The organism is Parasphingomonas halimpatiens, assembly GCF_036663795.1.
Lineage (GTDB): Bacteria > Pseudomonadota > Alphaproteobacteria > Sphingomonadales > Sphingomonadaceae > Sphingomonas.
On the sequence record NZ_JAXOJP010000020.1, the window covers coordinates 68094 to 87887 of the forward strand.

Consider the following 19794-nt stretch of genomic DNA (forward strand, 5'->3'; position numbering starts at 1 on the left):
TGCTTGCCGGCCATTCAAACCTAGCAGGAACTACACATGTCAGAAGAAGCCACCTTGAACGCGGTCGAGCTTGCGACCGAACTCACGATCGCCTGGCTCGGCAATCAGAACAACCGGGTCGCTGCCGAAGACGTGCCGGCGTTCCTGCGCACGATGCACGCGACCGTGACCGAACTTGGGTCGGGTCCTTCGGCTCCTGCGTCGGGTGACGATGGCGCAGCGTCCGCGAAAGAATTCGCGCCAGCCGTCACGGCGCGCAAATCCCTTGCGTCAAAGGATCACATCATCTCCCTGATCGACGGCAAGCCCTACAAGACGCTGCGTCGGCATCTGTCGGGCCACGGCCTGACACCGGAACAGTATCGCGAGCGCTACAAGCTCAAGGCCGATTACCCGATGGTCGCCGAGAATTACTCGGAAGCCCGTCGGCAGATGGCGCACAAGATCGGCCTCGGCCAGAAGGGCCGTCAGGCACGCGCGGCGGCGGCTGTCCCTGCTCCAGCCAAACCAAAGCGCGCACCGCGCGCGCCCAAGAAGGCCTGACTTTTCGAGCGCCGCCCGGTCACTGACCGGGCGGCGCGAGCCGCTCCTCACAAACGAATTTCACCAATGCCTGGAGCGCGGAGACGCGCTCGCTCGTCCATGCCAGTTCTTCCGCACTGACCTTATAATGTTCAGAGTAGCGCGCGTTGACATATGCCAATCGCAGCAGCTCAAAACAGCGACGGCTGAACTTGTCGTCGCGCGGCCAAGCCGCGATCAGCGACGGCGCGATCTCCTCGCAGTGTGAGCGCAGGAAGTTCAGCTTATGCGACTTCGGGCTGTAGAGGGTGAGCACCAACATCGTGCAGTGATAGAAGTGCTCTGCTGCCTGATGCAGCAGAAACGCGGCCTTGTTCGCCATTCCCTCCCGGGCAGCCAAATTAGCGAGAGTCGCGAATTCGGTGGCGCTCAAGAACCATCGATCAAAATGCTTTTGCGCCTCCGCATGCGCCTTGGCGGGAGGAAGCTTGCGCGGCCTCGCGAACGGGAACCCCTCGGCCTCGTAAAGCGCTATTCCCTGCTCCGCGATATCGATGAAGAAGGGCCGCCCCTGCTCAAGCTGCTTGTTCACATCCTTGAGGCTGTGGACGATGAAATTGACCGGCGCGCTCAGCGCGCCGTTGATCGTCATATCGCGCATCAGCCGGTCGTCGGCCGCCGACCAGTAATCGACCACATCGGTCAACCGATCGTCGCTGACTACCACGAGAATATCATAGTCGGACTGATAGCCGCCAACCGGATCATCCACCCACCCGCCGCGTGCATAGGAGCCGTAGAGAACGACCTTGAGGATGCGCCCTTTCTTCTTCCATGGCTGGGTTGAGAGGACGATCGCCTCGGCGAATTCCTCGAACAGCACGCGCACGACATGGGCAAGCTCGCGCTGCTTGGATGCCGGCAGATGGTCGAGCTGGTCACGCATTCGAGACGTTCCTACCAACAAGCGCCCGGCGATGCCCAGCCCTTGCGGACAGGACACCGCCGGTTCGGATGCTATCGCCACCGGCCGAGCCAGTCGCGGCGGCCGCAAAGCCTGCGATCGATCCTCAGGATCGCCTGCGCCGTGCAGCGTTCCACCTCGGCAATGGACAGGCCGAGCCGAAACCCGATCCGCTCGTAATCGAGGTGATCGACCGTTCCGAGCAGCCACACCGCGCGTAACTTGAGCGGGAGCGAATCAACCGCCCGCGCCAGCCGCGCAAGCTCGGCGGTTTCCGGGTGCTCCCGGGTCATGCCGCTTCCTCCTGCATGAATTCACGGCAGGCCCGAGCATGCCGCTCAAGCAGCCAGTCGGCGGCCTTCCCGGCCGCACTCGCCGCGTGGAAGATCGCACGATTGTCGTCGCGCAGCACCTCAAGCCACGAACCGATATAGTCCGCATGCCGCACGGTCGGGACGATGCCCAGCGAAGCGCACAGGAACGCCGAACCCATCTCGGCAATCAATTCCTCCCGCGCATAGCCCTCTGACCCGAACGGATTGGTAAGGTCCCTCCCGAGCCGCGACGCGTGGCCGGTCGCATGGACAAGCTCATGCAGCCATGTCCGGTACGCGTTGATCTCATCGAAAAACGCGCGCCGCGCCGGCACCGTCACAAAGTCCTGCGACGGCACGTAGAACGCCTCCATCCCTCCGGTCCTGAAGTCGACCCCGCTCGCCGCGATCACGTCGTCGGCAACTTCCACAATTTGTTCCTCGGCAAGCGCCACCGCACCGGCGACAAGCCCCGATCCCAGCCCTTCGCACTGATCGACATTGAAAACAGTGAACCGCTTGAGAAACGCAACCTGCCGCCGCTCCTCGCCGTCCTCAAGCGGCAGCTCGGCGCCGTCTTTCTCCCGAGGCGTGAAGCGATCGGCATAGCAGACGGTCGTTCCCGTCTCCCCCTTCCGGACATTCCCGCCCAAGCCCTGAGCCTGCCGGTAGGTAAGCCAGCGCTGCGACGAATAGCCCCGCTCGAACAACGTCGCCCAGAGGATCAGGACATTGATCCCCGAATAGCGCCTTCCCGTCCCGGCATTGCAGGGCATGCCCACGTCCGCCCCCGCCTCGCCCCAAGGCTGGACCCATGGCAGCCGCCCCGCCTCAAGCTCGGCGACGATCCGGTCGGTGACCTCAGCATACAACGTGTTGACCGGGCGCTGCGATTGCGTGTTCGTCTTCTCCATCTTCCTCACTCCAAACACCGCAACCGGCGCCGGAATGGCGGGTGGGCGGCAGGAGCGGACCGACAGTCCCGCCGGTGAAGGCGGGCAGCACCCGTAGGGCCGAAACGAAGAGAAGGACCTGAGCAAAGCTCAGGTTGCGGCACGCCGCGGTGGGACTACAGGGCAGCGACGCCCACCCGCCAATTCGATGCCGGAGGCAAACGCCATCGCGCCCGCGCGATGTCCGCGAACCGGTGCAGAGCACCGCCCGGATTGATCGCAGATCAAGCCAGCGTCAGCGATCGTCATCGGAATCGACCGAGACGCCGCAGAGCGACTCGGCGACGCGCCAGCGGCGTAGAGCGCGTCACGCCAAAGGCGTGAGACGCCTTGGGATTCAGCCCCCAAAATCAGTCGTGCGCCAGAGCATCTTTTACACCGCCACAGCACGTCACCTGCCGCCACTCAGGCGCGATCCTCTTGCGCGACACCCACAGATCCCAATCCTGTTCGCGGGGAGCCAGACCGATGCAAGCAGGACCACGCCATGACCGAAGCCCCCGACCGAATCCTTCGCCTCAAAGCAGTGCTGGAATGAACTGGCCTCAGCCGCTCAACCATGTACCGCAAGATGGAGAACGGAACCTTCCCGCAGAACATTCACATCAGCACCCGCTGCAAGGGCTGGCGCGAGTCGGCGATCAGCGATTGGATGCGCAATCCCATGTTCTATTCTGTCGGAACCGAAGGTTAGCGGATTACCCCAGTCGGCGTAGTGGTATCTAAAATGTGGTGGGCTCTCGGGTCGGCCTGGTACGCCAATTGCCTGCTACCGTTCGCCGGCGGGCTTTTGTGGAAGCGCTTGGCGGGCGCAGCACCCCGAAGTCGGCACGCGATCCGCCGCCAAGCCGTGCTGGAGCAGAGGGATGCATCGTGCGTTGCGTCTTTGGTTGCGGAAAGCTAACCTCAAGTCCGCCCGCCGACTCTAGCATATGAGGCGCCAAGATCGCGTTTTAGACGCCGCGATTTTTTCCGATTGCCCAAGTCCCATCCGATAGGATCGTAACATGAAATTAGGTTTAGCAGCACACGAGCCAGCTAATTTCGGGCATAGCAAATCTTATCTTGTGAAGTTGGCGGTCGAAAGAGTGGCGTCTCGTGATTTCAGTAATATTAAGCGCAAAATTAACTTGGACCAAGGATTTGTCTGCCCAGACTGCAATATCGAAACTGAATATGTAGAACGTAGATATCGGCAGTTTCTCGCGTTACAATGCGCCTATCCGGAAATAAAAATCGTCCCGACGACTCTCATAGACTCGTTTTGGCACGCCCATATCCTCGACACGAGAGCTTACCAAAAAGATTGCGACTATATCTTCGGTGAATTCCTGCACCATTATCCGTATTTCGGCCTTAATGGCGAAGATGACCGGCTCAACTTAGAAAAGTCGTTTGAGACTACTTGCGGCATATGGCTCGCTCATTTTGATAGCCGGCCGGATCACGACCAGGGTCCGAGTGGATCTACTTCCTGCAGCAAGTGTTCGAGCTGTTCATCTTGCACGAAGTAATTTCGACTATATCCGAGGAGAAAACTCGTCATTTGAAATTCCTGAAAAGGGAGTTCAAAGCGAATGGCTTCCTAAAGAACGATGCCTTCAAAATAAATGATGTTGTTCTACGGGAGCTCGTTGAAACGATTTTCGAGCCTTCTTTCGAGGGAAGGACTCCGACACATGGGGCAATTATATGCTCCCATCCATTCGGCGCATATCACCAAAATATGCCTGAGGGCGATTGGCTTCCCGACATTAAGGGTGATGGGCGGGTTTTTTGCGATGGTGTTAAGACATTCCGCGTCATTTGTCCCAACGCCCAAGGGGTAATCTCGTTCAAAGAAATATTTGTCTTAGACGAGCTCGATTTATTTACCATCAGGGACGATGTTCTTTATAATCGTGGCGAAGAAAATCATCAAGAACCTCTTAGCAAAGACTTGTTCTTGATAAAACGATGCTTTAGCGGCGAGATAATTGTCTTGTGCCAAGAAGGCCTAGCCGTGCACAAGAACGGTAGAATTAGCTTTTTTAAGTATCAGTATTATTTTAAGCGAGAGCTCTGGAAATATACTTCGAACAAGTGGAAGCGCCCTCCTTGGGATATGCAAATCCTGAATTCTATTCTGCGTATAGCTATCCATACTCTCGGGGCAGACTCCGGTGTTGGTGGTACCATCGTATTGCTGCATCCAAATGACAATATCAGAAAGAAGAGCAATTTAAATACTGAAAGCTCTATTGTATTCCCCGCCGGTCAGGATGTTACTCTGCGAGCTCATCAGAATCTCCTCGTAGCATTGATGAGAAATACCGATGGGGCGGTACTAATAGATCACAAAGGCTATATAAGATCAGCGAAGAACTGGCTTCTAGTCCCGAAACTCATGATGATGAAGGCGGGGTCTGACCGGGGCTCGCGGCATTTGACTGCCCAATCATTTTCTACACTTGTTAAGGGCCTCGTGTTCGTTATCTCGTCGGAGGGGCCAGTGACCGTTTATTGCGCCGGGGAAATGGTGTTTCGAACCTGTGAGCGGCGTTAGTCAAGATAGAGATTAAGGGTTCCGCTAGATATTTCGTTTTCGGATGTCCGCCGGTTTTGCCCGGCGCTCTGTGTGTGCAGCGAGTGCCCCCGCCTCATTGGGCGCAATGACGCAAAAACATGGCCCAATCTCGCATGAGTAGCTTTCGCTTATCGAGAAAGTCGGTTCGGCGATAAGCCGCCTCTACTTTGTTCGAGATAGTATGCGCGAGCGCAGCCTCAGCAACCTCGCCCGGGTAGTCCGTCTTGTCAGCTACCCAATCCCGAAACGCAGAGCGAAAGCCATGGACGGTCACGGCGAGTTCCATGTCACGAAGAATCTTGAGCAGCGTCATATCCGACAGCGGTTTCGTCACGACGACCTGTCCGGGGAAAACGAGATCGCTCGCACTCAGCTTGAACTTTTCCGCGCGCGTGAACACAGCGACCGCCTCCGGGGCAAGCGGTACGACATGGGTGCGTCCCATCTTCATTCGCTCAGCCGGAATGGTCCACGTCCCGGCTTCTAAGTCCAACTCGCGCCAGCGTGCGCCCCGCAACTCGCCCGATCGCGTCGCTGTCAGGATCAGCGCTTCAAGCGCGAGCCTGCCGACTGATTCGCGCTCGTTGAGTCTGCTGATGAAGTCGGGGACCTGAACGTAGGGCATGGCAGCGAAATGCCCGTCCTTCTTGGGCTGACGAGGCAACCCCTTTGAAAGGGAGCGCATTGGAGCTTCGGTCGTTCGAAGGCCCTTGGCGTACGACCAGTCCAGAACGCTGCCGATCCGTTGCCTAACGCGCCGCGCGGTTTCCGGTTTGGTCAGCCAGATCGGCGCCAGGACTGTGGTGATAAGCGGTCCCTCGATCTCGCTGACGAGGCGGTTCCCCAGAATGGGAAAAGCATATGTCTCGAGCGTGGCAATCCACTGCTTTTGATGCTTTCCGTTCTTCCAGCTTTGTTCGTGCTCCTCGTGGACAGTCTTCGCGGCGTCGCGAAACGTCGGGATGACACGACGCTCCTCCTTGCGCTCGGCGACGGGGTCGATCCCTTGGGCAATCTTCTTGCGCGTAAGAAAGGCAGCGTCCCGTGCATCGGCGAGTGACACAGCCTTTAGTGAGCCAAGGCCTATGTCACGCCGCCGGCCGTCGGACTGGATTCGAAGGAGCCATCTGCCCGACCCCTTCCCGTTGAGTTCGAGAAAAAGGCCGTCCCCATCTGAATAGCGGCCAGGTTCGATCAACGATCGAACCTTTAATGCCGTGAGCTTTCCCATCATCTCACTCCATTTTACCCCACACTTTACCCCACACTTTGTGTGGGATGGTGCGGGATCGAGTGAAATCTCGCGGGATAAAAAACCGCAGATTTCCATGCTTTTATGGCTGATTTCCGGGGTTTTTACCAGCCCCAAAAAGGGCGGGAATGGCGGAGCGGGAGGGATTCGAACCCTCGATACGCTTTTGGCGTATACTCACTTTCCAGGCGAGCGCCTTCGACCACTCGGCCACCGCTCCGCATGTCCTGGACGGAAGCGTGGCCCTAGAGCGTGTATCGGTGACACGCAAGCATCGCGCGATTGCGTAGCGCGTGGCGGGCATGCCACAAGCTTCCCATGCTGATCTCGCTCCTCGCCATGCTCGCCGCCGCCCAGGCTGCGCCCGCCACGCCGCCGGCTGCACCACTGCCCTCGGATCCCGCCGCCGGCGACTGGAAGCCGATCCCCGACGACGAGCTGCTGGTCATAACGCTCGCCGGCAACCGCACCGTCGTGATTCGTCTTGCGCCGAGCCATGCGCCCGAACATGTCGCCAATGTCCGGCGGTTGGCGCAGGCGAAGTGGTGGGACGGCGAAAGCGTCTACCGCGTCCAGGAGGGCTGGGTCGCGCAATGGGGCGACGCCTCCGAGAAGAAGCCGCTGCCCGGCAATGTCGTCAAGGTGCCGGCCGCCGAATATGACATCGCGTCGTTCGCGCCCGCCCAGCGCCTGGCGCGCGCCGATGCCTATTCGACCGCAGCCGGCATCACCGCCGATGGCTGGTCCGTCGCGACCGACGGCGCGGCATCGTGGATCCCGCATTGCTACGGCACGGTCGGCGTGGCGCGTGATTCCTCGCCCGACACCGGCAGCGGATCTGAACTGTTCACCCCGATCGGCCAGGCCGCGCGGCGGCTCGACCGCAACTATACGATCGTCGGCCGGATCATCGAGGGCATGCAATATCTCTCGGCGCTGCCGCGCAGCGACGCCCCGCTGGGTGTCTACGCCACGGCGCGCGAGCGGACGCCGATTGTCTCGGTGCGCCTGGCGAGTGACTTGCCGCCGGCGCAGCGACCGCATTTCGTTTATCGTTCGGCTGACAATGTCCGCTTTAGCGCGATGCTCGACCTGCGCCTCCATCCAAAAGGGATGGTGGCACTCGGCGGAGTCGACGTGTGCGACGTGCCGCTAGCGGTGCGGCGCGTCGGCGCGAACTAGCGAAGGCGCAGCGGGCCGCGATCCGCGATGCGTCGCTAATGGGCGGCTACTTGCCGACCCAGTCGGCGACCTCGCCCGCGACCTGGTTTGCCGCCTGGTTTAGCGCGATCCCGACATTGGCGGCGTCGACCTTGGCCATCGGTACCGTCGCCATGAAGCGGCGCTTCTCGAACACATGGCGATCGTTGCGCACCAGTGAGGCGTCGAACACCACGACCGCCTGGTGGGTACCGGCATCGACACCGAACTGGCGCAACTCGCCGGTCAGGCGCGCGCCCGGGTCGGAGAAGGATTGCGCGGTCGAGAGCACGACACGGCCGGTCTTCGCCGCGATCGTGTCAGACATCAGGCGCGCGAACAGCCGCGCCGGCGGTTCGACCCATTGTGCGTCCTTGACATAGGCGATCGCGGTTTCGTTTTCCGCGACGGGTACGCGCTGCGTCGCCAGCGCGCCACCCACCGCCGGGACGGTGATCGTGATGGTCGGGCTGGTCGCGGAGGACTGTGTCTGTCCGGCCGGCAAGGCCGTGGCGGAGGTGAGTGTCAGCAACGATGGCGGCGGCTTGGCGCCAAAGCTGATACAGGCCGACAGCGGCACGAGCGCGGCCAGTGCCAGCGCGGTCTTGAGCGGGGCAGGGCGCATCATGGTCCTCACTTGCTGGGCTTGTAATCGGGCAGGCGCGGCGCGCCGATGATCGAACCGGCACCCTGCTGGTCGATCTTCTCCGCCACCGTGCTGAGCGCCTGGGTCATCTGGCGCAAATCGTGCACCAGCTGCCCGACCTCGGGCATGGTATCCCTGGAGAAGGCCTGGACGCCGGGTCGCGCGTCATTGAGTGTCGCGTTGAGCGTTTCCGCGCTGGTCCGCGCCGATTTGATCGCCGCGTTGAGATTGGCCATCGCCGGCCGCACATCGTCGGTCAGCACGCCGTCGGTGGTCTGTGCCAGTTTGCCTATCTGCTCGGCGGCGAGCCCGGCCTTCTGGATCGCCTGGCGCGTCTCGGCCAGCGTCGAGGCGATTTCGGGGCCGCGATCGGCCAGCGCCTTGGTCAGCCGGTTGGTGTTGTTGAGGATGCCGGTGATCGACGCCTGGTTCTTGTCGTTGAGCACCTCGGTCAGCCGCTCGGTCAGTGTCGAGATGCGCTCGAGCAGCTTCGGCGCGGAGCTGAGTAGCGCGCCCAGGCCGCCGGCGCGGGGCGGGATTACCGGCACGCCGAACGGGCAGCTGTTCTTGGGGTTGTCCCCCGGGCAGCTGAGCGGCGCAGCGCCCTTGACCGCACCGTCGAGCTGGATCGTGCTCGTGCCGGTGAAACTCCCCTGCATCGTCGCGGTGGTGCCTTCCAGCACCGGGGTCTCCTCCCTGACCGTGATCCGTACGCGGACGAATTGCGGGTCGTCCTTGAACAGCGCGATCTGCTTGACCTGCCCCGAGGGGACACCCGAGAAGGTTACCGCCGACCCCGTGGCGAGGCCGTCGACCGACTGTTTGAAGAAGATGTCATACTCCTTCTCGTCGGTCGCGCCGAAGCGCGTGATCCAGACGAGAAACAGCGCCAGCACGGCGAGCAGGATCAACACCACGCTGCCGACAAGGACATGGTTGGAACGGGTTTCCATCAGTCGCTAGCCCCTGCCAGTTTCGCCTCGGCCCGGTCGAGCGTGGCGATCGCCGCGCGTCCGCGCGGTCCCTTGAAATATTCCTCGATCCACGGGTGGTCGAGTGCGATCAATTCGTCGATCGTGCCGACCGCGATCACCTTCTTGTCGGCGATCACCGCGACACGGTCACAGATCGCATAGAGGCTGTCGAGATCGTGCGTGATCAGGAAGACCGTCAGCCCGAGCGTCTTCTGCAAGGATTTGGTCAGTTCATCGAACGCCGCCGCACCGATCGGGTCCAGCCCGGCGGTCGGCTCGTCGAGGAACAACAGCTCCGGGTCGAGCGCGAGCGCGCGGGCGAGCCCTGCGCGCTTGCGCATGCCGCCCGACAGCTCGGCGGGGTATTTCGGTCCTGCCTCGGGCGCCAGGCCCGTCATGACGACCTTGTAGGCGGCAATCTCGTCGAGCAGCGCGCGGTCGAGATGCGGATAGAATTCCTGCAGCGGTACCTGGGTGTTCTCGGCCACGGTGAGCGTCGAGAACAGCGCGCCACCTTGAAACAGCACACCCCAGCGGCGCCGAATATCGTCGGACGCGGGGGTACTGTCGCCCAGCATCGATTCGCCGAACACCTCGACCTCGCCCTGATCGGGGGTCTGCAGTCCGATGATCGAGCGCATCAGCACTGACTTGCCGGTGCCCGATCCGCCGACCACACCGATGATCTCGCCGCGCCTGACGTCGAGATCGAGGCCCTCATGGACCACCTGGTCGCCAAAGCTGTTGCGCAGCCCGCGCACCCTGATGACGATGTCGTTCTTGTCGCCGCGCATGCTCACTTCCACCCGATATGGGTGAAGAAAACCGCGAAGAACGCATCGACCACGATCACCAGAAAAATCGCCTGGACCACGGCGGCGGTGGTGCGCGTGCCGACCTGTTCGGCGTCGCCTTCGACCTGCATGCCCTGGAAACAGCCCGCGATCGCGATGATCGCGCCAAACACCGGCGCCTTGATCAGCCCGATCCACACATCGGTCAGCGGCACGACCTCGCGGATGCGCTGGACATAGGTGATCGGCGGGATGTCGAGCACCGCCCAGCACATCAGCCCACCGCCGATGATCGAGACCAGCGAGGCATAGAAACCCAGCAGCGGCATCATCACCACGGCAGCGATGACGCGCGGCAGCACCAGTGCCTCCATCGGCGACACGCCGATCGTGCGCATCGCGTCGACTTCCTCGGTCAGCTTCATCGTGCCGAGCTGTGCGGCAAAGGCCGAGCCTGAGCGCCCCGCGACCATGATCGCCGTCATCAGCACGCCGAGTTCGCGCATCGTGATGCGGCCAACAAGGTTGATCGTCAGCACCTGCGCGCCGAATTGCTCCAGTTGCACAGAGCCCTGCTGCGCGATGACGATCCCGATCAGGAAGCTCATCAGGCCAATGATGCCGAGCGCGGTGACACCGACGACCTCGAAACGCCGGACGGTCGCATTGAAGCGGAAGCGCGACGGGTGGCGCAGGACATTGCCGAAGGCCAGCGTCGTCGCGCCGAGAAAGGCCAGCAGTCCGAGCATCGTGCGCAGCGCGGTGACGGTCGCCTCGCCGATCTCCCCGACGATGCGTTCGATGCTGCCGATATGGGCAGGGCGCATCGCGACGGGCTGGTCGGCCTGCTCGACCTGCGACAGCAGGTGCTCGCCGTCCACGTCGAGTCCTTCGATCGACGCGCCCTTTTCGGCGGCGAAACGGTGGATGATCCATGCGCCGATGGTATCGATATGCGCGACGTCGCTGAGGTCGATTCTGGCGACCGCGCCCTCGAAGGCACGCAGCCGGTCGGGCAGGTCGCCGAGCCGCGCCAGGGCGAGAACGCCATGGAATCGCAGCACGTCACCCCCCGTGGCGCGCTCCAGCGTAAAGTCGGCGGCTTCGGTCATCGTTGTTGACCTTGATGCAAAGCCGCTGGATCGGCAAGAGTGAGCATGCGTAAGGTAGTGCGATGCAGCATCTCGCCATCTACGACATGGACCGGACCATTACGCACGCGCCGACCTGGACCGCGTTTCTCGTTGCCACCGCGCGTGGTCGCGCGCCGTGGCGGCTCGCCTTGCTCCCGCTTGCCGGCGTTGCGACCGGCGCCTATGCCGCAAAGCTGATCGACCGCGGACGGCTCAAGCAATGGACGCAGCGCCTGATCCTCGGCGGCAGGCTGCACGCCGAGGCGGCGCACAAGGCGGCGGCGCGCTTTGCCGATCAGGTCGTCGCCTCGGGTGTCTTCACTGGCGCGCGGGCGCAGATCGCCGCCGACAAGGCTGATGGACGGCGGCTGGTCATGGCGACAGCATCGTACGGCTTTTATGCGGTGGCGATCGCCGAGCGCCTTGGTTTCGACGACGTCATCGCGACCGGCGTGCGCAAGGATGTGCATGGCAGGCTGCTCGCGCATATCGAGGGCGAGAATTGCTACGGCCCCGCCAAGCTTCGGATGATCGAGGCGTGGATGGCGCGCGAGGGGCTGGTGCGCGATCAGGTGCATGTGCGCTTCTATTCGGATCATGTCTCCGACGCGCCGACCTTTGTCTGGGCGGACCAGGCGGTCGCGGTCAATGCGCACGGTCCGCTGCGCACGCTCGCGCGTGCCAAGGGCTGGCGGATCGAGGACTGGGCTCGCTGATCGTTGCGTCCGGCGTTCAAAGCGACACGTCGATCGCGTGGATCGCCAGCCCGACCAGCCCGCCGACGATGGTGCCATTGACGCGGATATATTGCAGGTCGCGCCCGACGGCGTTTTCCAGCCGCCGCGTGATCGTGTCGGCGTCCCAACCGCGCACGGTTTCGGACACCAAGCGAACGATCCCGTCGCCATAATCGGCGGCCATGCCGACCACCGCGCGGCGCACGAAGCGGTTGATCGTTTCGCCGAGCAACGGGTCCTTTTGCAGCGTCTCGCCAAGCTGGTTGAGTGCTTCGCCGAATTGCCCGGCCAGCGCCGCATCGGGGTCGCGCGCCATGCGCAGCATCGCGGCGCGCGCCTGCTCCCATACCCCGTCGAGCCAGCGTTGCATTGCCGGGTTGTCGATGATCTCGGCCTTAACCCGCTCGACCCGCGCCTGCATCACGGGGTCGTACTGCAGGTCGTGCGCCAGCGTGCTCAGCCCTTCCTCGGCCTTTTCGCGCAAGGGATGGTCGGGGTCGTGCGCCATGTCGGCCAGCAGATTGTCGAGTCCGTCGATGATCTTGTTGGCCAGCGTCTCGTCGAGCCCGGTCCAGCGCATCACCGATCCGGCGCGTTCATGCACCATCGCGCGGATCAGATGATCGTTGGCGGCGAGGATCTTCGCCGCCCAGCGGATGATGCCGTCGAGCAGCGGCATGTGCCGGCCTTCGGCCATCGCGGCGCCGAGCGCCTGGCCGATCAACGGTGCGAGATCGAGCGCGCGCAGCCGCTGGCCCATCGCGCCGCGGACCATCCCGCCAAGGCGCTTCTGGTCGAGCGAGGCGAGAATGTCGGCCGCGAGGCGCGACGCGCCGACGCGCAGCCGGCCTTGCCCGCCGCCCGGCCCGGCGAGCCAGCGCCCCGCCGCGCCCGCGACATCGACGCCGCGCATGCGTCGCGCAACGACGGCGGGAATGAGGAAATTGTCGCGCAGGAACGCCGCCAGCGTCGTGCCGATGCGATCCTTGTTGCGCGGGATGATCGCGGTATGCGGGATCGGCAGGCCGAGCGGATGACGGAACAGGGCGGTGACGGCAAACCAGTCGGCCAGCCCGCCGACCATCGCCGCCTCTGCAAAGGCGCGGACGAAACCGAACGCCGGGTGTCGGTCGGCCAGCGCGCGCGTCACCAGATAGGTCGCCGCCATCGCGACGAGCAAACCCGTCGCCACCCAGCGCATGCGCTGCAAGCCGGGCGGCGGAGCCTCGGCGGCGACAATGGGGCGGCGAAACAGATTCATTACGACAACAATCCCTGAAAACGGGGATTGTTCAAGCTTTCGTCGCACCCACTGCCACTTTGTGCTCCAGGCTCAGGCTCACACCGCCGGGTGGGGGCCTTCGCCGCGATAGCCGATCGTCCCCGGGCGCCCGCCGAGTCGGCCGGCGTCGGGCGTGTGGTCGATCACCGGCTTGCCGTCGTCGCCCGGGCGATAGGTCAGCAGGCGCCGGCCCAGCTTCGGTCCGATCCAGCGCTCGATCCCCACCGCCAGACTGAAGCTGGCCGGCACGATGACCAGCGTCAGCACCGTCGAAAGGATGAGGCCGCCGATCACGGTGATGCCCATCGGCGCCCGCCACGATCCGTCACCGCCCAGCGACAGCGCCGTTGGTACCATGCCCGCAACCATCGCCACCGTCGTCATCACGATCGGCTGCGCCCGCTTGTGACCAGCGTCGATGATCGCGGTGATCGGATCGACACCCTTGCTCATCTCCTCGAGCGCGAAATCGATCAGCAGGATCGAGTTCTTGGCGACGATGCCAAGCAGCATCAACAGCCCGATGAACACCGGCATCGACAACGGGTTCCCCGTCGCGAGCAGGGCGAGCAGCCCGCCGAGGGGGGCCAGCAGGAGCGAGCCCATGTTGACCAGCGGCGGCAGCAAACGGCGATACAACAGCACCAGCACCGCGAAGACGAGGAAAATGCCGGAGATCACCGCGACGATGAAGTTGTTGACCATCTCGCTCTGGAACTTCTGCTGGCCGAGCGTCAGCTGCGAGACGCCCGTGGGCAGGTGCTTCATGATCGGAAGGTTGTTGATCGCGGTCATTGCCGTGCCACTCACGACGCCCGGCGCGCGATCCGCACCGACGGTGATCTGGCGCTGCTGGGAGACGCGTTCGATCTTGGTCGGGCCGGCCCCGAAGCTTACGTCGGCAACGAGGCTCAGCGGCACCGATCCGCCCGAGCTGGTCTGCACCGGCAGGTTCTGGATCGTCGACAGCCGCTGGCGCGCATTCTGGTCAAGCGCGACCCGGATCGGGATCTGGCGGTCGCTCAACGAGAATTTCGCGCTGTTCTGGTCGATGTCGCCGAGCGTGGCGATGCGGATTGCCGATGACAGCGCCGCCGTCGTCACGCCGAGATTGGCGGCAAGATCGACATGCGGCTTGATGACGATCTCCGGCCGTTGCAGGTCGCCGGTGATGCGCGGCGCGCCCACTGAGCGCAGGTGCGACATCTGTTCCACCAGCGTGATCGCGGTCTGCGTCAGCACCTTGGGGTCGTCGCCGCCCAGCGTAATCGTCAGGTCGCGGCCGCTGCCGCCCCAGCCGTTGCTCGATCGGAACGACACCCGCGCATCGACGATCTGCGCCAGTTGCGGCGCCAGCGCGCGCTCGAAGGCGTTACTGGTCTGTTTCTTGTTTTCCTTGAAGATCGCGGTCACGCGGCCATTGCCGACAAAGGCACGCGAATAGACCGAAGCGACCTCGGGCTGCTTCTTCAGGAAGCCTGCGACGTGCTCCACAACCGCCTCGGTCTGGGCCAGCGTCGTGCCCGGCACCATCTCGATCGTGGCGGTGCTCGAATCCTGGTCCTGGTCGGGCTGGAAGGTCATCGGCAGGTTCATGATGCAGACGATCGTCAGCGCCAATGCCGCGACGCTGCCGACTATTGCCGACCAGCGATGCTGCAGCGTCCAGCGCAGGACTGCCATATAGGCGTCCATCATCCGCCCCTCGCCATGCGATTGATGGCCATGCGCCTTGAGGAAATAGGCCGCGAACATCGGCGTGATCAGCCGCGCGACGGCGAGGCTCATCAGCACGGAGACAACGACGGTCAGTCCGAAATTCTTGAAAAACTGGCCCGAAATGCCGGGCATTAGCCCGACCGGCAGGAATACCGCAACGATCGCCATGGTCGTGCCCAGCACCGCTAGGCCGATCTCGTCGGCCGCGTCGATCGCGGCCTGATAGGCGGTCTTGCCCATCCGCATGTGCCGCACGATGTTCTCGATCTCGACGATCGCGTCATCGACCAGCACGCCGGCGACGAGGCTCAGTCCGAGCAGGCTGATGCCGTTCAGGGTGAAACCCATCAGGCTCATGAACCAGAAGGTCGGGATCGCCGAGAGGGGAATCGCCAGCGCCGAGATGATGGTCGAGCGCCAGTCGCGCAGGAACAGGAACACCACGATCACCGCGAGAACCGCGCCCTCGACCATCGCCTCCATCGCGGAGTTGTACTGAATCTCGGTGTATTTCTCGTCGTTGAAGATCAGCTGGAAATGTACCCTGGGGTTGCGCTTCTCCAGTGCCGCCAGCTTGGCCGCCGCGCCGCGAAACACCGTGACGTCGGAGCCGCTCTTGGCGCGCTGAAAGTCGAAGCTCAGCACTTGCTGGCCGTTCAGCGCGGAGGAGGAGCGTTGCTCGGCATAGAGATCGCGCACATCGGCGATGTCGCTCAGCTTGACCGTGCGACCGCCCCCGACGGAAATCTGTTGCTGGCCCAGATCATAGGCGGTGCGGGCATTGCCCAGCACCCGCACCGACTGCTCCGACCCGGCGATTTCGGCGCGGCCGCCGGCGGCGTTGAGATTGATCTGGCGCAGCTGTTGATTGACCTGGCTCGCGGTGAGCCCCTGCGATTGCAGCCGCACCGGATCGAGGATGACGCGGATTTCGCGGCTGACCCCACCGTTGCGACCGACCGTCGCCATGCCCGGCACCGCCAGCAGCTCCTTGCTGACCGTATTGTCGATATACCAGCTGAGCTGCTCGATCGTCATGTCGGTGCTGACCGCAGCGTAGCTGGCCAGATCCTGGTTCGATGTGTTCTCGCGTTCGATCTGCGGCTCGAGAATGCCGTCGGGAAGATCGCTGCGTACCTGCTGCACCGCGCTGCGCACATCCTCGACCGCGCGGTCGATCGGCGTGCCGATCGCCAACTGCACGATGGTCAGCGACTGGCCCTCGGTGACCCGCGAATTGATCTCGTCGATGCCCTGCAGGCTGCGCACTGCCGACTCGATTTTCTGCGTGACCTGCGCTTCGAGCTCGCTGGGCGCCGCCCCGGGCTGGCTGACCGATATGACGACAACCGGAAAATCGATGTCCGGGTTGTTGTTGATCTGCATCGAGTTGAAGCTGAAGATGCCCGCTACCGTCAGCATGAAAAACAGGACGAGCGACGGAACCGGGTTGCGGATCGACCATGCCGAGATGTTGCGGAAACCCATGATGTCAGCTCCTGGTCTTGGACAGGATCGGCTTCACCTTCTGGCCCGGATTGAGGAACGCACCGGCCGACAGTACGACCCGCTCGTTCCCGATCAGCCCCGAGGCGATCGAGACGCCGCTGTCGGATACCTCGCCGATCGTGACCGCGCGCCGCACGACCTTGTCGTCGGCCCCGACGACATAGACGAAATTGCCCTTTTCATCGCTCTGGATCGCCGAGTTGGGTAGCTGCGGCGAATCGCTCGTCCCGCTGCGGATCGACACCGCGGCGAAACCGCCCGGCCGCAACGCCTGGTCGTAGGACAGCGCGATCTTGGCGATGCCCTGGCGGCTCTGCGGATCGATGACCGGCGAGACCTGCCAGATATGCCCGGCGAACTTCCTGTCGCTGCCCACGGGCGTGACATCGGCGCTGTCGCCAACCTTGAGCGTCGCGATATCGGCTTCGCTGAGCTGGGCGCGCAGTTCGAGCTGGCCGCCCTTGGCGATGCGGAACAGCATGCCCGCGCCGGCACTGACGATCTGCCCCGGCTCGACCGAACGGAGCAGCACCAGGCCGGCGGCCGGTGCACGAATGTCGAGGCGACCGTTGGCGGCGCGCTGCTGGCCGAGCGTCGCCTGCGCGACGCGCACGCGGGCATTGGCGGCATCGCGCGTCGCGGTCTTGGTCTCGAGATCGGCGCGCGAGATGAACCCCTTGTCGACCAGCGACTGGGCACGATCGAGATTGGACTGGGCGATCTTGGCGTCGGCCTGGGCGACCGCGACCTGCGCGGCGAGGGACGCGGCCGTCTGGCTCTGGACCGACCGGTCGACCGTGGCGAGGACCTGGCCTGCCTCGACCCACTGCCCCGGCTGGACCAGCACCTGCGTGACGCGGCCACCCTCGCCAGCCACGCCGACCGGCATGTCGACCTGGGCGGCAAGTGAACCGGTGGCCGAAATCACCCGCGCGACCGCCTGCCGACCCGGCGACGCAACGCTCACGGTCGGCAATTGCTCGACCGGCTTGGCCTGCTCGGGCTTTTTGTGAAACACGAACCAGGCGACGATCAACGCGAGCGCCACCGCGACCACGATGCCGATGATCAGGCCACGCCGCGACCGCTCGGTGCCGTCCGGCAAGGCGCGTTGATCGTCCTTGCTCCACGCCGGCGTATCATAGTTCATGTGCGTCACTTTCCCCGTCGCGGCCGTCCGCCGCTGCATCTCGTCATAGCTGTATTAGCTGAATATAGCACCGACCTCAAGAGGGTCATCGGCTGACATCTCGCCTTGGCTTCTTTTGTCCGATTTCGCAAGGATGGCGGCGGGTTTCGCACCGCAATGGGTTGCAATTGTTGCGCGACCGCGCGAGGTTCGCGCGCCGGCCACAGGGGGGCGGGCGACACTGGAGTGGCGCGATGCTGACGCACAACACCTTCCTCGGCTGGATCCTGATCGGTTTGGTCGCCGGGATCCTCGGCAAGATCATCATGCCCGGCAAGGACCCGGGCGGGATCATCGTCACGATCCTCATCGGTATCGCGGGCGCGCTGCTCGCCGGTTACGTCTCGCCTTATCTCGGCGTACATGTCGAGGGCGGCTGGCAGAGCTACGGCGCGGCGACCGCCGGGGCGGTGGTGCTTCTGGCGCTCTACCGTCTCGTTACGTCGCGCCGCGTTCGCTAGCGCTCGACGACATTTTTTGCGCGTTCCCCGGGCTCGCGCACGTAATTTATGCAATGCTTGACGGCAGGTCGCACGGGTACCCGCGCGGCCCGCTCGCGCACGCGCAAGTCCGCCGAGGTTATGCGGTCATGGTGCTGCGCCGTTCATCGCCGGTTCGCCTGCGACCTGCCAGAACGACCGGACCAAAGGAAGCCGGGAGAATGACATGCGCAAGATAATGATGCTGATGGCGCTGGCCGCCGTGCCGTTGGCCGGGCCGGCTATGGCGCAGGTGCCGATGATGTCGCCGATTCTACCCGACGGAACATTGCTGGACATTACCGCGGAGGGAAAGACGACGCGCGTGCCCGACGTCGCGACGATCCGTTCGGGTGTCGTTACGCAGGGTGCCACCGCCGCGGCCGCACTGGCCGACAACGCGACGCGCATGATGCGCGTGCTCGCGGCGATCAAGCGTGCCGGGGTTCAGCCGCGCGATGTGCAGACTGCCAACGTCTCGCTCAATCCGCAATATCGCTACGCCGACGGCAAGCCGCCAGAGGTCACGGGATATCAGGCCAGCAACACGGTCTCGATTCGCTTTCGCGACATCGCCCGGGCCGGTGCGATCCTCGATGCGCTGGTCGGCGAGGGTGCCAATCAGATCGAAGGCCCCAATTTGTCGATCGACAAGCCCGAGGCCGCGCTCGACGAGGCGCGCAACGATGCGGTGAAGCAGGCGCGTGCGCGCGCCGAGCTCTATGCCCGTGCCGCCGGCCTCAGCGTGGCGCGAATCGTATCGATCTCGGAAGCGGGCCAGAATGACGGCGGTTCGCCACCCCCGCGCGTCTTTGCGATGGCGGCGCGCGACAAGGTTGCAACAACCGAGGTTGCGGCGGGTGAAGCCGATGTAACCGTTACCCTGTCAGTGCGCTTTCTGCTGAAATAATGAGAAATGGGGCCGCCCGGTCGCACGGACGGCCCCATTTCCGAAGCGTTACTGATGGTTCAGCGAACCGTGCCGCGACGCACCAGATTGACGATCGCGAGCAGAATGATCGCGCCGACCAATGAATAGACGAACGTCATCACAGTGATGGCTTCGTTGATGCCGGCGCCGAAAATGAACGACGCAATAACCGCGCCGACAATGCCGACCACGATATTGAGCACAATGCCCTGCTGACCATCGGTGCGCATAACCATGCTCGCCAGCCAGCCGCAAACGCCGCCGACCACGAGCCATACGATAAGACCGGTGAGACCCATTTTCTTCCCTCCATTGCTTACCCGTCGCAGCGGGTACACAAGGCAAGACTCGTAACGGGCGCAAAAGGTTCCTTTGGGGAGGGCGCCCGGCCAGAGCTTCATCGCTGCGCTGGTGATTGCGTAACCCGCAAACGACATCGGGCCGGCGCACTTTGCGGTGCGTCGGCCCGATCTGAACATGGCTTGACGATGCCGCCGGCGCGGCGCCGCTCTCAGAGCCTGATTCAAAAGTTTCTCAACTGATTGAGACTCTTGCGATTCTGCGGGTGATCATGCGGATGCTGGCGATGGTTGCCCATGCGGTCGAGCTTTCGATGGATCGTTCCCAGTC

Annotated in this window: 19 protein-coding genes, 1 tRNA gene and 2 pseudogenes; 8 read left to right on the plus strand and 14 right to left on the minus strand. The window is 63.4% G+C overall.

Features of this window, described 5'->3' with window-relative positions; all coding sequences use genetic code 11:
• Nucleotides 1-36 precede the first annotated feature (36 nt).
• Entirely contained in the window at nt 37-543 is a 507-nt protein-coding gene (locus tag U1839_RS18015) for a Ros/MucR family transcriptional regulator (RefSeq protein ID WP_332804968.1), read from the plus strand.
• A gap of 19 nt (nt 544-562) precedes the next feature.
• Here the strand turns inward: U1839_RS18015 and U1839_RS18020 are convergent, their stop codons facing one another.
• From U1839_RS18020 to U1839_RS18030, 3 genes are all read right to left on the minus strand, one after another.
• Nucleotides 563-1468 carry a HEPN domain-containing protein gene (locus tag U1839_RS18020; RefSeq protein WP_332804969.1) on the minus strand — a complete coding sequence of 302 codons (906 nt, stop codon included), beginning with the start codon at nt 1466-1468 and terminating at the stop codon, nt 563-565.
• A 71-nt stretch (nt 1469-1539) separates the two neighbouring features.
• On the minus strand, nt 1540-1779 hold the full coding sequence (locus U1839_RS18025; RefSeq protein ID WP_332804970.1) for a sigma-70 family RNA polymerase sigma factor: 240 nt from the start codon (nt 1777-1779) through the stop codon (nt 1540-1542).
• Nucleotides 1776-2714, minus strand: a complete 939-nt coding sequence (locus U1839_RS18030; protein ID WP_332804971.1) for an ArdC family protein — start codon at nt 2712-2714, stop codon at nt 1776-1778. The genes U1839_RS18025 and U1839_RS18030 overlap by 4 nt, the downstream gene beginning before the upstream one ends.
• Before the next feature lie 526 nt (nt 2715-3240).
• Here U1839_RS18030 and U1839_RS18035 point away from each other — a divergent pair.
• The 3 genes and pseudogenes from U1839_RS18035 (at nt 3241) to U1839_RS18040 (ending at nt 5298) form a co-directional block, all read left to right on the plus strand.
• Nucleotides 3241-3447 (plus strand): annotated as a pseudogene (locus tag U1839_RS18035) (helix-turn-helix transcriptional regulator).
• Nucleotides 3448-3760: 313 nt separating this feature from the next.
• A complete protein-coding gene (locus tag U1839_RS26815) occupies nt 3761-4267 on the plus strand; it encodes a glycine-rich domain-containing protein (RefSeq protein ID WP_443030636.1) in 507 nt (168 codons plus the stop codon).
• Nucleotides 4237-5298, plus strand: a complete 1062-nt coding sequence (locus U1839_RS18040; RefSeq protein WP_332804972.1) for a diadenylate cyclase — start codon at nt 4237-4239, stop codon at nt 5296-5298. Before U1839_RS26815 ends, U1839_RS18040 begins: the two co-directional genes overlap by 31 nt.
• Nucleotides 5299-5392: 94 nt before the next feature.
• On the opposite strand, the gene U1839_RS18045 is transcribed toward U1839_RS18040, so the two are convergent.
• Nucleotides 5393-6550, minus strand: coding sequence for a tyrosine-type recombinase/integrase (locus U1839_RS18045; protein ID WP_332804973.1), 1158 nt, complete (start codon nt 6548-6550; stop codon nt 5393-5395).
• A gap of 150 nt (nt 6551-6700) precedes the next feature.
• A tRNA-Ser gene (locus U1839_RS18050) sits at nt 6701-6791 on the minus strand.
• Between the two features lie 98 nt (nt 6792-6889).
• On the opposite strand from U1839_RS18050, the gene U1839_RS18055 reads away from it, so the two are divergent.
• A complete protein-coding gene (locus tag U1839_RS18055) occupies nt 6890-7753 on the plus strand; it encodes a peptidylprolyl isomerase (RefSeq protein WP_332804974.1) in 864 nt (287 codons plus the stop codon).
• A 46-nt stretch (nt 7754-7799) separates the two neighbouring features.
• On the opposite strand, the gene U1839_RS18060 is transcribed toward U1839_RS18055, so the two are convergent.
• Genes U1839_RS18060 through U1839_RS18075 form a run of 4 tightly spaced genes read right to left on the minus strand, consistent with a single transcriptional unit; the run spans nt 7800 to nt 11297 of the window.
• The gene (locus U1839_RS18060; protein WP_332804986.1) at nt 7800-8396 is read right to left on the minus strand and encodes an ABC-type transport auxiliary lipoprotein family protein; all 597 of its coding nucleotides are present in this window, start codon (nt 8394-8396) and stop codon (nt 7800-7802) included.
• 8 nt (nt 8397-8404) lie between these two features.
• Entirely contained in the window at nt 8405-9370 is a 966-nt protein-coding gene (locus tag U1839_RS18065; protein WP_332804975.1) for an MlaD family protein, read from the minus strand.
• Complete coding sequence (locus tag U1839_RS18070; protein WP_281126797.1) at nt 9370-10185, minus strand: ABC transporter ATP-binding protein; 816 nt, start codon at nt 10183-10185, stop codon at nt 9370-9372. Before U1839_RS18070 ends, U1839_RS18065 begins: the two co-directional genes overlap by 1 nt.
• Before the next feature lie 2 nt (nt 10186-10187).
• Nucleotides 10188-11297 (minus strand): ABC transporter permease, encoded by a 1110-nt coding sequence (locus U1839_RS18075; protein WP_332804976.1) that lies wholly within the window; start codon nt 11295-11297, stop codon nt 10188-10190.
• Between the two features lie 62 nt (nt 11298-11359).
• Here U1839_RS18075 and U1839_RS18080 point away from each other — a divergent pair, with 62 nt between their 5' ends.
• A complete protein-coding gene (locus tag U1839_RS18080) occupies nt 11360-12034 on the plus strand; it encodes an HAD family hydrolase (protein ID WP_332804977.1) in 675 nt (224 codons plus the stop codon).
• 16 nt (nt 12035-12050) lie between these two features.
• On the opposite strand, the gene U1839_RS18085 is transcribed toward U1839_RS18080, so the two are convergent.
• The 3 genes from U1839_RS18085 to U1839_RS18095 form a co-directional block, all read right to left on the minus strand.
• Nucleotides 12051-13316: a DUF445 domain-containing protein gene (locus U1839_RS18085; protein ID WP_332804978.1), complete on the minus strand. Its 1266-nt coding sequence runs from the start codon at nt 13314-13316 to the stop codon at nt 12051-12053.
• A 78-nt stretch (nt 13317-13394) separates the two neighbouring features.
• Nucleotides 13395-16544 (minus strand): efflux RND transporter permease subunit, encoded by a 3150-nt coding sequence (locus tag U1839_RS18090; RefSeq protein ID WP_332804979.1) that lies wholly within the window; start codon nt 16542-16544, stop codon nt 13395-13397.
• Nucleotides 16545-16548: 4 nt separating this feature from the next.
• Nucleotides 16549-17715: an efflux RND transporter periplasmic adaptor subunit gene (locus tag U1839_RS18095; RefSeq protein ID WP_332804980.1), complete on the minus strand. Its 1167-nt coding sequence runs from the start codon at nt 17713-17715 to the stop codon at nt 16549-16551.
• 233 nt (nt 17716-17948) lie between these two features.
• On the opposite strand from U1839_RS18095, the gene U1839_RS18100 reads away from it, so the two are divergent.
• On the plus strand, nt 17949-18215 hold the full coding sequence (locus tag U1839_RS18100) for a GlsB/YeaQ/YmgE family stress response membrane protein (protein ID WP_281126803.1): 267 nt from the start codon (nt 17949-17951) through the stop codon (nt 18213-18215).
• Between the two features lie 205 nt (nt 18216-18420).
• A complete protein-coding gene (locus U1839_RS18105; RefSeq protein WP_332804981.1) occupies nt 18421-19143 on the plus strand; it encodes an SIMPL domain-containing protein in 723 nt (240 codons plus the stop codon).
• A gap of 59 nt (nt 19144-19202) precedes the next feature.
• Here U1839_RS18105 and U1839_RS18110 read toward each other — a convergent pair whose 3' ends face one another.
• Complete coding sequence (locus tag U1839_RS18110) at nt 19203-19463, minus strand: GlsB/YeaQ/YmgE family stress response membrane protein (protein ID WP_332804982.1); 261 nt, start codon at nt 19461-19463, stop codon at nt 19203-19205.
• A 235-nt stretch (nt 19464-19698) separates the two neighbouring features.
• Nucleotides 19699-19794: pseudogene (locus tag U1839_RS18115) on the minus strand (IS5/IS1182 family transposase); the annotation flags it as partial.